The sequence below is a fragment of the Povalibacter sp. genome, assembly GCF_036735925.1.
In the GTDB taxonomy this organism is placed as follows: Bacteria; Pseudomonadota; Gammaproteobacteria; order Steroidobacterales; family Steroidobacteraceae; genus Steroidobacter.
The window spans coordinates 31,112-44,787 of record NZ_DAINNK010000015.1 but is presented as its reverse complement, the minus strand read 5'-3'; the positions used below and the strand labels follow the sequence as shown (position 1 = coordinate 44,787).

The window sequence follows — 13,676 nt, the reverse complement described above, 5'->3', positions numbered from 1 at the left end:
GGTGTTGTGCCGGGTGCGCCGCAAGCGTAGCCGCTGCGGTCCGGCTCGACCAGCGCGTCAGAGCAGCAGCCGTTGCGCGAACAGCGTGAGCCACGCCGCCGCGACGCTCAGCAGGATGCCGGGCGTGAACTCGAAACCGAAGTTGCGACCGCCGACGGAAAAGGCGACGACGCACTTGCTGATCGTGTTCACCGAGAAGCCCGTCAGCACCGCGAGCGACGCCAGGTCCAGCGTGACGCTTTCATTCGCCGCGAGCGAGGCGGCGGACACCGCCGATGCATGCGCATCGGCCAGGCCGCTGATGGCGCTGGCCAGCAGCAGACCGCCGCCGCCGAGCCAGCGCGTCAGCAATGCCGAGACGATGAGGGCGGTGCCGATCACCAGCACGAAGACCAGCACCGTCACCGGATTGAACGGGCGACCCGACATGCTCTTGGGATGGCCGGCGTCCTGCGCGCTGCGGAAGGCGAACAGCGCGCCGTAGGCAGCGACCATCAGACCCGCGGCCAGCAGCGGCAGCGCCATGCGCAGCAGCAATGGCCGGCTCACCAGCCCGATGAGGATCGCGATCTGGATGACCGATGCCACCGACGACACGGCCGCGCCTGCGACGGCGCCGCGCCGCAATTCCGGCTGCTCCTTCGCCCGCGCGCCCATGGTTGCGGTCGTCGCGGTGCTGGAGACGAACCCGGCAAAGAAGCCGGCGATCATCAGTCCGACCTTCTCGCCGAGCGTGCGCAGCGCGATGTAACCCAGGCCGTTGATGGCCATGATCGTGACGGCGAGCGCCCACAACTGGCGCGGATTCACTACATCCCAGGGATCGATGGTCGCGTCGGGCGTCAGCGGCAGGATGATGAGCGCGGCTGCCGCCAGCAGCAGGCCGTCGCGGATCTCGATGTTGGTGAGCGTGTTGTGGATCCAGTGATGCAACCGCGTGCGTGCGGCGAGCACGATCACGATCAGCACCGCGAGTCCGGCCGTGAGCTGCGGCTGGCGCATCGCGAGGCCGCCCAGCAGGAAGGTGCTGACCTGCGCGATCTCCGTCGTCATGCCCGGGCTCTGATCGCGCGTGTGCCGGTAGCCCACGGTAACGAGCGCGGCCACGGCCAGTCCGAAGGCGACGAACGTGATTTCCTCGCCGACCAGCAGGCTCAGCGCGCCGGCCAGCGAGGTCAGCGTGAACGTGCGTACGCCGGCGGTGCTGCGTTCCTGCTTGTCGGCATGACTGCGTTCGCGCTCGATGCCGATGAGCAGTCCCGCGCCGGCGGCGACGGCAAGTCCGAGGAGCGTGTGGTCGGTGGCGAGCATCGGATGACGAGGGTCCGGCGTGGCGGAGCGCCAGAATAGGAAGTCGTCGTCGCGATTGGAATATCGACCGGGATCCGGTCGATGGAATCAGCCTTTCCAGGCCTGCTTGATGTGCCCGAGCACCAGCGAGCGGATGTTCTGCACCGGGTTCTTTTCCCAGGTGAAGCAGGGCGGATCACGTCGCAGCATCGGCCAGCTTCCCGTGCGCAGTACCTCGCTCAGATAGTCGAGGTTCGCCTGGATCGCTTCCATGTACGGATTGCGGCCGTTGAAGAGAATGCTCAGGTGCCGGTACAGGCCGGCGAACTCGCCATCGAGCCGCGTGCGGCGGACTTCTTCGACGAACCCTGGCGTCTGGCGCAGCACGTCGAGGCCCGAGCGGTATTTCACTGCCGGGTTGCCCTGCGGATCGCTGGGCATCGCGATGCCGCCGAGCACGAATTCCGGATAGAGCCGGTCGCGACATTTTTCGAGGTAGCAGCGATCCGACATCTGCGCGATGAGATCGCCGGTGCCGACGATGTGGCCGACGATGCGGTCGCGATGATCGTCGAGCCGGATCTGGTCGAACTGCACTTCGTAACCGGTGAAGTGCACGACCTTGGTCGCCACCGGCACCCACTGCGCCATGCCGATGGTCGGCAGGTAGCGGCCGATGAACTGCGCGCTGCGGCCGACGTGCGTCAGCGTGAACTCGGCGCCGTTGCGATGCGTCTGGTCGTCGGTCTGGCGGATGTAGCCGGCGTCATGGAACAGCGCGATCACCACCGCGAGGATGGCGCGCTCCGGTCCGAGCCGTTCCTCGGCGATGTGCGCGCGATCGTAGGCAACGATCAGTCGCGACACGGCGAGCGTGCCGTCGAGCGAATGCTGCAGGTCGTGATAGACGGTGTCGCAGCCGTAGTAGCCGGGGAACTGGCCGTTGAAGAGTCGCTCGAAATCGCGGAAGGCGGTGTCGATGCGATCAAACGGATAGTGCGGCCACTGCTGGCGATAAAGATCACTGACCGCGCGGCGAACGGCTTCCGCCGAACTCACCTGCACGGTGTTGGTGACATCGAAATCGCTGCGCCGGTACTGCATGTATTGAGAGGCCGCCGGCACGTTGAACAGGAACCCTGTGCGCGGCGGATTCGCAGGAGTCTAGCCGCCGGCCAAGGTTTGTCCATGTCGGATAAGTTGCCAGCGGCATCGGCAGAAACCGCCGCAAACCCTGTATTTATGCGGAAAAACTGGATCTGACGATCAGCGGCGCATGATCGGACGGCTTCTCCGGCCGTCGCGGTTCTTTATCTATGTGACACGCGTCACACAATTCCGTATGACGGCGCTGGCTTGTAGGTCAGGCTTCAGCCTGACTCCGAGTAAGAGTCAGGCTGAAGCCTGACCTACAGCCTGACCTACAGTCCGAACACCGGGTCCGACAGCTTCATCTCCGTCACCGGTCCGTACTTGCGCAACCCGTCGCGGATCGCGGCCGCCTGGCCGATGACCACCAGCGTCACGTCGTCGCTGGCAGGGAAACGTTCGCGGATCATCTTCTGCGCGTCCGCATCGCTCACGGCGCCGAGCGCGGCGGCGTAGCCGTCGATGTAGCTGCGATCGAGCGTGTAGAACTCCAGGTCGGCGAGCGCCGCGGCCCATTGATCCGCCGTCTCGTAGGCGAGCGGGAACTGACCCTGCACATAGGCCTTGCCGGAGGCGAGCAGCGCGGCATCGAGCGGTTGCGAATGCAGGCGGTCGAGCACGGCGAAGGCGAGGTCGATGGCTTCGAGGGTCGTGGCGGTCTGGGTGAACGAACTCAGCGCCCACGAACCGGGTTGCGACGGCCGGTCGAAGCGCGAACTCGCGCCGTAGGTCAGGCCGGTGCGGATGCGCAGTTCGCTGTTGAGCATGGAGGTGAAGCGGCCGCCGAACAGCGTGTTGACGACGTCGAGCGGTGCGCGCTCCGCGAACGAACGCGCGACGCCGACATTGCCGGCCCAGAAATACGACTGCACCGAATCCGGCGCGTCGACCAGCAGCACGCGACGGCCGGAAGCCCGCGGCTGCACGGGGATCGCGGCCAGCGGCGCGCCGGCCTTGTGCCAGCCACTGAACGCGCGGCTCAGCGACTGCTTCATGGCCGACGTCTTGAAATCGCCGACGACCGAGACGATCAGCCGGTCGGCACCGAACTGCTGGCGGTAGTGCTGCACGAGCGCCGCATGCGTCACTGCGGCGAGGCCTTTCTCGCTGCCCACGGCGGGCTTGCCGTAGGGATGACCGGCGAACAGCGCCGCTCTGCCGTACAGGCCGCTGAGCGTGCCGAGTTCCGAATCCTTCGCCGCGCGCAGGTATTCGATCTGCCGGTCGCGCACCGAATCGAACTGCGCCTGCGTGAGCTGCGGACGCTGCAGCACGTCGGCGAGCAGTTCGGTCATCAGTGCGTGATCGCGCGACAGGAACGAGCCGCTGACGACGATGCTTTCCGTCTGCGCCGTGGCCGACAGGACGCCACCGACCGACGCGAGCGTGCTGGCGAACTCCGTCGCATCGCGCTTGCCGGCGCCTTTCTCCAGCAGATTGGCGAGTACGCTCGACATGCCCGCCTGATCGTCGGGATCGATCGCCGCACCGCCGCGCACGGCGGCGCGGACTGCGATCAGCGGCACATCGTGCCGTTCCATCAGCAGCAGCACGGCGCCGTTGTCGAGCACGACGCGCTCGTAGGGCGGGACTTTCACGCCGCTGTCGGCTGCCTGGGCGGACAGCGTCGCAGCGACCATGGTCATCAATGCCGCGATCCAGCGATGTCGTGCGCTCATGGCGTTTCCTTTTCTTCTGCAGCCGGACGCAGTACGCCGACCGTGCGATTCGTCGGCCGCAGCAAGTCGGTCGCCAGTTTCCTGATGTCCTCGGCGGTCACCTGCTCGTACGCGCGCGGCGCGTCCGCGAGTTTCTGGTGGCCGCCCTTCATCACGGCGAAGGAACCGAGCAGATCGGCCTTGCCGTCGATCGTCGCGAGTTCGCGCCAGAAATCGGCGATGACCTGGTTGCGGGCGCGATTCAGTTCGGCGGCGGTCACGCCGTTGGCGACGATGCGCTCGATCTCCCGATCGAAAGCCTTCTCCGCCTGCGCCAGATCGCCCTGCGACGGCAGCGTCAGGAACAGCCAGACGAGTCCGGGATCGAATCCGGCATCGAGATAGCTGTCGGCCGAGATCGCGATCTTCTGATCCTCGACCAGCGACCGGCGCAATCGCGATGCATCGCCGTCGGTGAGGATTCGCAACAGCAGTTCGAGCGCTGGCACACGCGCGTCGGTGCCCGCCACGCCGTGATAGGCGAACTGCAGCAGCGGTGTCTGCGCTTCCGCGTCGATGACCACGCGGCGTTCACCCGACTGTTCCGGTTCCTTCGTGCGAATCGGCGGCGGCGGTTCCTGTCGCGGGATGCCTTCGAAGTACTTGCGCGCGAGCGCAAAGACCTGTTTCGGCTCCACGTCGCCGACCAGGATCATGGTGCAGTTGTTGGGCGCGTAGTGCGTGGCGAAAAACGTCTTCAGATCGTCGACCGTCCAGCCCTCGATGTCGGAAGGCCAGCCGATGGTCGGATTCGTGTAGGGATGCGCGACGAACGCCGTGGCCTGCACCTGTTCCATGAGCCGGCCGAAGCTGCTGTCGTCGACGCTCAGCCGTCGCTCCGAATACACCACACCGCGTTCGCTTTCGATCACCTTGGGATCGAAGGCGAGATTGCGCAGCCGGTCTGCTTCGAGATCGAACACCAGCTCCAGCGCGCTGCGCGGAAACCAGTCCTTGTAGATCGTGACGTCATTCGAGGTGGAGGCGTTGTTGCTCGCGCCGGCCGCTTCGAGCACGCGATCGAATTCGCCCGGTGCGCGCGTGCGGGTGCCGTTGAACATCATGTGTTCGAAGAAATGCGCCAGGCCCGTGATGCCGGGCACTTCGTTGCGGCTGCCGACGCGAACCCAGTTGTACAGCGCCACGTTCGGAATGTCGGGATCGGGCCAGACCAGGAGGGTCATGCCGTTCGCCAGCGTGACCGATTCGATCCTGTCCGTGCCTGCGACCTGCGCATGCACGGGCGCGAGCAACGACAGCAGCAGCGGCACGATCAGCGACAGGCGCATCATGGGAACCTCGAGCGGTGAGGGGCCCATCATAACGGCGCCAAAAAAAACGCCGCCAGCGGGGAAGACGCGTGGCGGCGTGGAATGCGAACCTGCTTGCCCTCGGGAGATGGCTCGAGGTTCTGCGCACGGACTCGAGGAGTGCAAGGCATATGCCAGCATCCGAGTCTCAAGCCAATCAGCGGGTTAGCGCCGCAACACCGGATGCCTGAGGGTGACGGAGATTGTCAGCTTCGGACGCGGTGCGAATGCTTCGTCAGCCATTGACGCCGGGCGGCGACGTTTCTGTTGCACAGAAATCGCGTCGACGTGTGAATAATTGCTTTTGCCGTAGTAGCCCAAGGAGATTTCGATGACCGATACCCCACGCCGGCGCTCCAGCGATCGCGTCTCGGGCAGTCCGACGTTCATCGGTGCGGGCACGACCATCACCGGCAATCTCGATTGCGATGGCGACCTGATCGTCGGCGGCACGGTGCTGGGCGACAGCACGGTCCGCGGCGCCATGACCCTGTCCGAAGGCGGCCGCTGGGAAGGCCGCCTGAAAGTGAAAAGCGCCGTGATCGCCGGCGAGTGGCATGGCGAAATCACGGTCGCCGAGAAACTGGAGATCCGCAAGACCGCCCGCATCCGCGGCGCCGTCGCCGCGCGCAGCATCGCCATCGCTCAAGGTGCGGTGATCGAAGGCGAGATGGCCGTGACCAGCGGACAGCCGGTGGTGCATTACGAGGAGAAGCGGAAGGAATAGCCGCAGCAAGGCCGGAATAAAGACAAGAAATGGCCGCAAAAAGGCGCAAAGAACGCAAGGGTATGAAGAGAAGAATTCTTGTCTGAGATTTTTTCTGAACTTTGTGTGCTTTGCGCCTTTTTGCGGCCATTCTCTTCTCCGAACGCTCAGCACCCCGCCAGCCCATTGATCCACTGCGTGAGCAGCGCGACGCCCGCAGTGTCGACCTGGTTCGAGCCTAGCGGCGGCATGGCATTGGCATCGCGGCGGTTGGCGCGGTTCACGATGATGGAACTGGCGGCGCTGCCCGGATCGATCAATCGTGCGGTGCTGCCGAGGCCGAGATCGCCCGCCTGCGGCGCGGCTTCGCAGGCATTCGTCTGGTTCAGCGGCGTCGTGTAGCGCAGGTCCATCGTGCTGGGCGTCGGACCGCCGCTGCGGTGGCATTGCGCGCAGTTCGTGTGCAGATACGCGCGCGCACGGTCGTTCAGCGATGCCGAGGTGTCGGACGGGTCGGGCATCCTCGGTTGCGTCGCCGGATCGGCAATCGCCGGCGTCAACGTCTGGATGTGATTCAGCGTGAACAGTTCGTTCGCCGTGCGTCCCGTCTGCGGATAGGTGAGATCGCGGTTGAGCTGCGCGGTTTCGAGGCCCAGCGAGCCGCCGGCTGCATTCGTATGGCACTGCACGCACTGGCCTTCGCTCGGATAGATCCACGACTGGCCGTTCACGGTTCGCACCGAACCGCCCTGCACCAGCGTCGCATCCGTCTGCGCATCGTTCCACGCATAGGTGTAGCCGGCCCAGGCACCGTCGGCGTGACGCATGAACAGGCGGGTCTCGACCCGTTGCGAGCCGAGCGTGAAGTTCTTCACCAGCACCGTGCCGTTGGGGAAGTCCCAGTCGCCGCTCGATTGCACCGTGATGTTCTGGCCGTCGGGCAGGCCGATCCAGCGCTGCTTGGTCGCGCCGTCCGACCAGAAGGACGCGTTGATGTCGTAGGGAATGAGTCCCGAGGCCGGTTGCTTCGGATCGGCAGCGTTCACGCAGCCGGTCGCGGCGAGCGATGTCGGTACGATGCCGCCGCCGGTCGGTGCCTGGAAAATTATCCGGTGCAGCGAGTTGTAATTGACGACGTAGAGTTCGCCGTCATTGCCTTCGCCGAAGGAAACGATGCTCAGGTTCGTGTCGGCAAGCTGTGTGGGCTGGCGCGGCGCTGCTGCGGTCGCCCGCTCCGGCAGCCACGCCCAGATGCGGCCCGATCCCGAGTCGCCGAACAGATAGCGTCCCTTCAGTGGTGTCGCCTGCGGACCGCGATAGACGTAACCGCCGGTGATCGCCGTGCCGAGGGAGTGGTCGTACTCCGTCTCCGGATCGATCAGCGCCGCGGTGTCGCAGCCGGAGGTGCCCGGGCTGTAGTCGTGTGCGCCTTCGCGACAGCGCCAGCCGTAGTTGCCGCCGCGCGCGACCTTGTTCACTTCTTCCCACGCGCCCTGACCGACGTCGCCCATCCACAGGTCGCCGGTGCCGCGGTCGAAGCTCCAGCGCCACGGATTGCGGAAGCCGAGTGCAAAGATCTCGGGACAGGTGCCTGAGCTGCGCGGGTTCGCCTCGCATGTCGCCGCGCCGGTGAACGGATTGTCGGCAGGAATGCCGTAGGTCGTGGCGCTGACGTTGCCGACATCGATGCGCAGCATTTTCCCCAGCATCGTCGTCAGCCGCTGACCGTTGCCGGTCGGTCCGTGACTCGGGCTGGGATCGCCGCCGCTGCCGCCATCGCCGAAGCCGATGTACAGATAGCCGTCGGGGCCGAAGTGGATGTCGCCGCCGTTGTGATTGTCCTCGGGCTGGTTCAGCGTCAGCAGAATCCGCTCGGTCGGCCCGAGCGCCGTGCCCGTGCTGTTCGCGAATGACGAGATACGCGACACCAGCTGGCCGCCGACGCGCAGCGTGTACGACAGAAACACCCGCGAGTCGGTCGGGAAGTCGGGATGGAACGCCATGCCCAGTAATCCCATCTCGCCGGTGGATGTCACGGTCACGCTGCCGTAGTTGCTCGCGCTCGCGGGACTCGCTCCGCTGAAGCGCTTGATCGTGCCGCCCTGTTCGACGACGTACCAGTTGGCGTTGTCGTTCGGCGCCTGCAGCAGGGCGACCGACGAACTGAACGTGAGGTTGGTGAACGGCTGGATCTGAATCGAGCCGCCCGCCGGCTTCTCCCAGGCGACGCAACTGGTATTGGAGGGACGTGCATCGAGCCCGGCCGTGCCGGTGGCCGGCGCTGCCTGGGTCGTGGCGCTTGCCGCGGCCGAGGCTGCCGATTCGTTGCCCGCCCCGTCGAATGCACGCACGACATAGCTGTACGCCGTGCTGGCGGTGAGGTTCGTGTCGGAGTACGTCGTGGCCGGGGTGTTGACGGTAGCGAGTGCCGTCGTCGCGCCATCGCGATAGAGACGATAGCCCGCGAGTCCCGAGCCGCCGGTATCGGTCGAGGCCGTCCAGCTCAGGCCGATGCTCGTGCTGCTCGCGGCCGTCGCGGTCAGCGGCGGTGGCGATGGGGCGGCGGTATCTGCGGCGGGGGGGGGAGTTGGCGGGTTGGGCGACGATCCGCCGCCGCTACCGCCGCACCCCTGTAGACCAGTCAAGAGCAGGCACGCCGCGAAGATCGTGCGCCGCTGACGGAAGCGAAGGTCTGTATCCATAAAGCCCGTTCTTGCCGATCTGGAGCACTTCAATAGCAGAGCCTGCGCCTGCTGCCATCTGTCGGTGAACGCATACGGATGGGGATCGGGTCCGCGCACGATAGACTGGGCGCGGTCCAGTCGAGTCGTGGCAGGGATGTCGGCCGTTATCCAGCACCAGTTTCCCGATCTGATCGCCCATCGGGGCAATGCCGCGGAATACCCGGAGAACACGCTGCCGGCCTTGAAGTCGGCGCTCGATCTCGGCGTACGCCACATCGCCGTCGACGTGCAGCTGTCATCGGATCGCCAGCCGCTGCTGCTGCACGATTCGACGCTGCTGCGCACCGCCGGCATCGACCGTCACGCGCTGGAAATGCATTCGGGCGAACTCGCGGAAGTAGCCGTCAACGAAGACGAGCGCTTGCGCAAACGCTTCACGGACGTCGGCATTCCGACGCTCGCGCAGGCCGCAGGCCTGCTGCAGCTGCATCCCGCGGCCACGGCCTTCGTGCAGCTCAAGCGCGCCAGCCTGCGGGCCTTCGGCCACGAACTCGTGGTGCGTCGCGTCTGCGAAATCCTCAAACCGGTGGCGCGCCAGGTCGTGATCACGTCCGCGGATTTCGCGACGGTGCATCACCTGCGCCAGGTGTCCCCGTACCGGGTCGGCTGGATTCTTTCGGAGTACTCGACCGTCTCCGCTCTCAAGTGCGAGGCACTGGCGCCCGACTATCTCTTCTGCGCGCGCGAATTGCTGACCGACAACTCCTCGCGCCTGTGGCGCGGCCCCTGGCGCTGGGCCATCACCGAAGTGAACTCACGCCGCGAAGCACTCGGCCTCGGCGCCCGCGGCGCGCGCCTGGTCCAGACCATGCTGGTGCGCGAGATGCTGCGCGAGTTCCGTCGGGGGTAAGAGGAAGAGGTTTTACACGGAGATCACGGAGGCCACGGAGCCGGAGATCAAGAGAGAAGAATTTCCACGGGGGAGAAGAAAGGGGACACGGGGAACACGGGGTCCCGGAACAGAAATTTTCTTTCCCCGTGCTCCCCGTGTTCCCTTTCTTCTCCCCCGTGGAAACTCTTCACTTCTTTTCCGACCTCCGTGGTCTCCGTGATCTCCGTGTGAAACCTCTCCCTCCTACCCGATGATGAGCGAGCCGATCTGCCGATCGGCCCAGCTCTCGGCGCTGAAGCGATCCATGAAGCCGCAGTGGCCGCCGTGCGGGATGGCATTCAGATGCAGGTTGGGATTGCGCGCCAGGTGTGCCAGGTCGGCAGCGGGAATGATCGGATCGTCGAGCGCGAACAGGATGTGGCTCGGGACGTCGAGCCGTTCCAGCACGTGATCGACGATGGCGTAGCCGGTGAGGTAGGCGTCGAGGTTGGCGAATTCGCTGTAACGCTCGACCATCACCTCGGTCATGGTGCGGATGCTGCCCTGCGCGAAGATCGGACGGAAATCGTACAGCTCGGGAAACAGCCGCTGCTTGATGCGCAGCGAGTTCTTCCACTTGTTGATGAAGTACTGGTGATAGATGAACGAGCCGTGCTCCAGCACTTCCATGGTGTTGTGAGGGCTGAGCACCGGACACACGCCGATCGCACGTTCCAGGCGAATGCCCGCGGCCGGCGCGCGTGCCGCCACGCGCAGCGCGAAGTTGCCGCCAAGCGAGAAGCCCGCGAGCGTGATGCGCCGGTCGGGGAACTGCTGCTGGAGGGTGTGCACGGCGCCGACGACTTCATCCAGCCGGCACGAATGAAAGATGTCCTGGTTCAGGTGATGCGTCGGCCCGTGATCGCGGAAGTTCAGCCGGAACACGTCGCAGCCGCGCGCGAACAGGTAACTGCCGAGCGACAACACATATAAAGAGTCGGCGCTGCCTTCCCAGCCGTGCAGCAGGACCACCAGATCGCGCGCGGGCTCGCGGCCGGCGCTGGCCTGGCTCGAGTAGTGTCCCAGCAGGCGCACGCCCGCGCCGCAATCGAGAATCTGGTCCTGCGAACACGCGAGCAGTTCGCGTGCGCGGCGCATGAGCCACGGGCGCCGCAGCCGCAGGCTCGGCAGGATGGATTGCAGATGCGCGTTCGCGAGCCAGGCGGGTGGATTGAAACCGGCAGTATCGGAAGGCGGCGCAGCGGCGAGCGGGACGGTGAGACTGTCGGTCATGCGTCGAGACGGATGGGCGAGGAACCGGGCAACGTGCTGACGAAATCGGCGCCGAGCAGCATGCCCGGCGTGGCGAAGCCGGGCGGCGGAGCCGACACCAGCGCGCGGCCGATGATAGCCAGCGACGAAGCAATCGTCAGCGCGTAGCCATTCGCAGTCACCACGCGCGCCGTGACGGTCTTGTGCGCAGCATTGCGCGCCTCGCCCCAGACGAAGGTCGGATTGCTGACGCGCTGCGCTTCGGTCGGCGGTTGCAGGCGACGGTCGATGCCGAACTTCGCCACGCTCTGCACGAGGCGCGAGCGCAGCAACCCTCGCAGCAGATGGGCGCGCCGCATCTGCGCGAGTCCCTGCGGCGTGGTCGAGGTGAACACTTCGATGTTGGGAATGCCGGTGCTGTAGAACGCGGTGCTGACGTCGCCCCACGGAATGCCGACCGCCAGCCGCTCGCCATTGCCGAAATCGATGCGCCGCTGCTGCGAACCGAGCGGCACGCTGACGATCTGGCCGTCGCGCCGGATCTTCGAACCTTCGGTGCTGGCTTCGAGCGACGTTTTCGCGGTGCCCTTGCTCATTCCCGAGCGGCTGTCGAAGCCGAGGGCGAGATGCGTCGCATCGGGCAGCGTTTCCTTCAGACGGATCGCGAGACAGTCCGTCGGCACCACGTCGAAGCCGATGCCGGGGCACAGCAGGATGCCCGAGCGCACGGCTTTTTCATGCACGCTGTGCGCCAGTTCGAAGACGGGAATCTCGCCGGTGATGTCGAAGTAGTGGACGTGCGTGGCGAGGCAGCCCTGCATCATCGAGCGCGCGGTCGCCGAGAACGGTCCGGCGCAATGCAGGACCGCCGCCGCTTTCGTCAGCGTCGACACGAGCGCCGTGTGATCGTCGAGATCGAACACGGCGCTCGGACAGTCCAGCTCGGCAGCGAGCCGGCCGATCTTTTCCTTCGAGCGTCCCGCCAGGATGGGCTTCATCCCGCGCCGCACCGCCTCGCGTGCGATCAGTTCGCCGGTGTAGCCGTTCGCGCCATAGAGCAGGAAGGTCACTCCGCCTCCGCCATGAACTCCACGCGATTGTTCTGGGCGGCGATGCGATTCCATTCGCCGGCCGTGAGCTTCGCCAGCGCTTCGCCTTCGGGATACGGCACGGCAGCGGTGCGACCGCCGTTCATCACGTCGATCGACAGGGCATTGCCGGTCTGCTGCGGGATGCTGGTCACGAGGTTCGCGAAACCCAGCGACTGGCGCTGCGCTGCCGTGAGGCTGTCGTCGAAGGGATTGCCGATGAGATCGCAACGCTTCACGGGCAGCTCGTCGGCGGCGATCGAGTAGCCTTCGATGCCGTTGCCGGTGAGACAGAACTCGCCGGCGTAGCTGGCGACGTGGACGCGGCCCTTGAAGCCGCCGGCGCGCAGCGAATCCACCATCTCGCGCAGTCGTTCGAGCCGGTTGCCGGCGAGCGGCGTTTCGCCGTAGGGCACCGCTTCGCGCTTGCTGGCGTTCGCTGACGTCGTCGCGGCCGGTGCGACCGCTGCCGCACGTGCGGCCTGCTGCAGCGCTGCGAGCTGCGCCTGTTGTTCTTCCACCACCGAAGCGAGGTGGGCGTTCGACTGCATGAGCGAACGGGTCGATTCGAGCGTCTGCAGATGCAGGAAGCCGAGCACGACGGTCGGGATCAGCGCGAGTGCGGCCGTTGCGATCAGCGGCCAGCGGCTCGGCGCCGGTTCGGCCCGTTCGGCGATGGCGGGTTCGAGCGCCGCCGGCAGATCGGCGGCGGCTGCTTCGGGTTTCGTTTCGGCGGCAATCTTGCGCGTCAGCACTTCCATGCTGGCTGCGATGTAGCGGCGCAGTTCGGCGTTGTATTCGCGCATGGCCGGCGCGATGGCATTGCGCACGGCCAGTTCGATGTCGCCGGCCTGCGTCGGCAGTTCGCGCTCGACTCGCACCGGGGGTTGCGCCCCGGTGCGCAGTGCAGCCGGTGTACGTTCCGCCGGCCGGCTGACCGGTTCCTCGGCGGGTTCGAACAGATTCGACCGGCCTTCGCGGCGCTCCGGCAGCAGATGCAGCTGGTACAGCACCCGCGAGACATCGCCCGGCTTGACGGTCTTGGGCAGCACGCCGACCGCGCCCAGCGCGCGCGCCTGGCTGACGTACAGCTCGCCTTCCTGCGAGGTGTACATCATGACCGGGATCGTCGCCGTGTCCGGATTGCTCTTGATCGCCTGGATGGCCTGGAAGCCGTCCATGCCGGGCATCAGGTGATCCATGAAGACCACGTCCGGCCGGTTCTGGCGCAGGTACTCGAGCGCCTGCTCGGCGGACTCCGCCGCGTCCACCTTGAGTTCGTAGGCTTCCAGCATCCGGCTGAGAATGACGCGGGCCGACCTCGAGTCGTCCACGATCAGGGCGCGCTTGGGTGTTGTCATTTGGAGAAGCGGATGGCGGATAGCGGATGACGGATAGCGTAAGCGGGCAGGGGGAGGAAGCTCAATCGTGAGGAAGATTTGTAGGTCAGGCTTCAGCCTGACTTCGGAAAAGGCCGGCTGAAGCTGGCCCCACAGGCGGAAGGCCTCTAGTCACTATCCGCTATCCGCCATCTGCTTCCGCAAAGCGTATCCTCGACCGGCGCGAAGACCGATTCTCGGGAGGATGG

10 protein-coding genes are annotated in these 13,676 nt (G+C 65.9%); 2 read left to right on the top strand and 8 right to left on the bottom strand.

Going from position 1 to position 13,676, the window contains the following annotated elements:
* Window positions 1-57: 57 nt before the first annotated feature.
* The 4 genes from V7D81_RS07045 to V7D81_RS07030 all read right to left on the bottom strand — a co-directional run bounded on the left by V7D81_RS07045 (window position 58) and on the right by V7D81_RS07030 (window position 5,449).
* Complete coding sequence (locus tag V7D81_RS07045) at window positions 58-1,311, bottom strand: MgtC/SapB family protein (RefSeq protein ID WP_324315436.1); 1,254 nt, start codon at window positions 1,309-1,311, stop codon at window positions 58-60.
* 87 nt (window positions 1,312-1,398) lie between these two features.
* Entirely contained in the window at window positions 1,399-2,394 is a 996-nt protein-coding gene (locus tag V7D81_RS07040; RefSeq protein ID WP_324315435.1) for a hypothetical protein, read from the bottom strand.
* 317 nt (window positions 2,395-2,711) lie between these two features.
* Window positions 2,712-4,118, bottom strand: coding sequence for a M16 family metallopeptidase (locus V7D81_RS07035; RefSeq protein ID WP_324315434.1), 1,407 nt, complete (start codon window positions 4,116-4,118; stop codon window positions 2,712-2,714).
* The gene (locus V7D81_RS07030) at window positions 4,115-5,449 is read right to left on the bottom strand and encodes a M16 family metallopeptidase (protein WP_324315433.1); all 1,335 of its coding nucleotides are present in this window, start codon (window positions 5,447-5,449) and stop codon (window positions 4,115-4,117) included. The genes V7D81_RS07035 and V7D81_RS07030 overlap by 4 nt, the downstream gene beginning before the upstream one ends.
* Before the next feature lie 349 nt (window positions 5,450-5,798).
* Between V7D81_RS07030 and V7D81_RS07025 the strand changes: the two genes are divergently transcribed.
* Window positions 5,799-6,194: a bactofilin family protein gene (locus V7D81_RS07025; RefSeq protein WP_324315432.1), complete on the top strand. Its 396-nt coding sequence runs from the start codon at window positions 5,799-5,801 to the stop codon at window positions 6,192-6,194.
* A 146-nt stretch (window positions 6,195-6,340) separates the two neighbouring features.
* Here V7D81_RS07025 and V7D81_RS07020 read toward each other — a convergent pair whose 3' ends face one another.
* Window positions 6,341-8,818, bottom strand: coding sequence for a PQQ-dependent sugar dehydrogenase (locus tag V7D81_RS07020; protein WP_324315431.1), 2,478 nt, complete (start codon window positions 8,816-8,818; stop codon window positions 6,341-6,343).
* Between the two features lie 193 nt (window positions 8,819-9,011).
* Here V7D81_RS07020 and V7D81_RS07015 point away from each other — a divergent pair, with 193 nt between their 5' ends.
* Window positions 9,012-9,767, top strand: a complete 756-nt coding sequence (locus V7D81_RS07015) for a glycerophosphodiester phosphodiesterase family protein (protein WP_324315430.1) — start codon at window positions 9,012-9,014, stop codon at window positions 9,765-9,767.
* A gap of 225 nt (window positions 9,768-9,992) precedes the next feature.
* Here V7D81_RS07015 and V7D81_RS07010 read toward each other — a convergent pair whose 3' ends face one another.
* Genes V7D81_RS07010 through V7D81_RS07000 form a run of 3 tightly spaced genes read right to left on the bottom strand, consistent with a single transcriptional unit; the run spans window position 9,993 to window position 13,449 of the window.
* Complete coding sequence (locus V7D81_RS07010) at window positions 9,993-11,021, bottom strand: YheT family hydrolase (protein WP_324315429.1); 1,029 nt, start codon at window positions 11,019-11,021, stop codon at window positions 9,993-9,995.
* Window positions 11,018-12,070, bottom strand: coding sequence for a saccharopine dehydrogenase family protein (locus V7D81_RS07005; protein WP_324315428.1), 1,053 nt, complete (start codon window positions 12,068-12,070; stop codon window positions 11,018-11,020). The genes V7D81_RS07010 and V7D81_RS07005 overlap by 4 nt, the downstream gene beginning before the upstream one ends.
* The gene (locus V7D81_RS07000) at window positions 12,067-13,449 is read right to left on the bottom strand and encodes a response regulator (protein WP_324315427.1); all 1,383 of its coding nucleotides are present in this window, start codon (window positions 13,447-13,449) and stop codon (window positions 12,067-12,069) included. Before V7D81_RS07000 ends, V7D81_RS07005 begins: the two co-directional genes overlap by 4 nt.
* Window positions 13,450-13,676 lie beyond the last annotated feature (227 nt).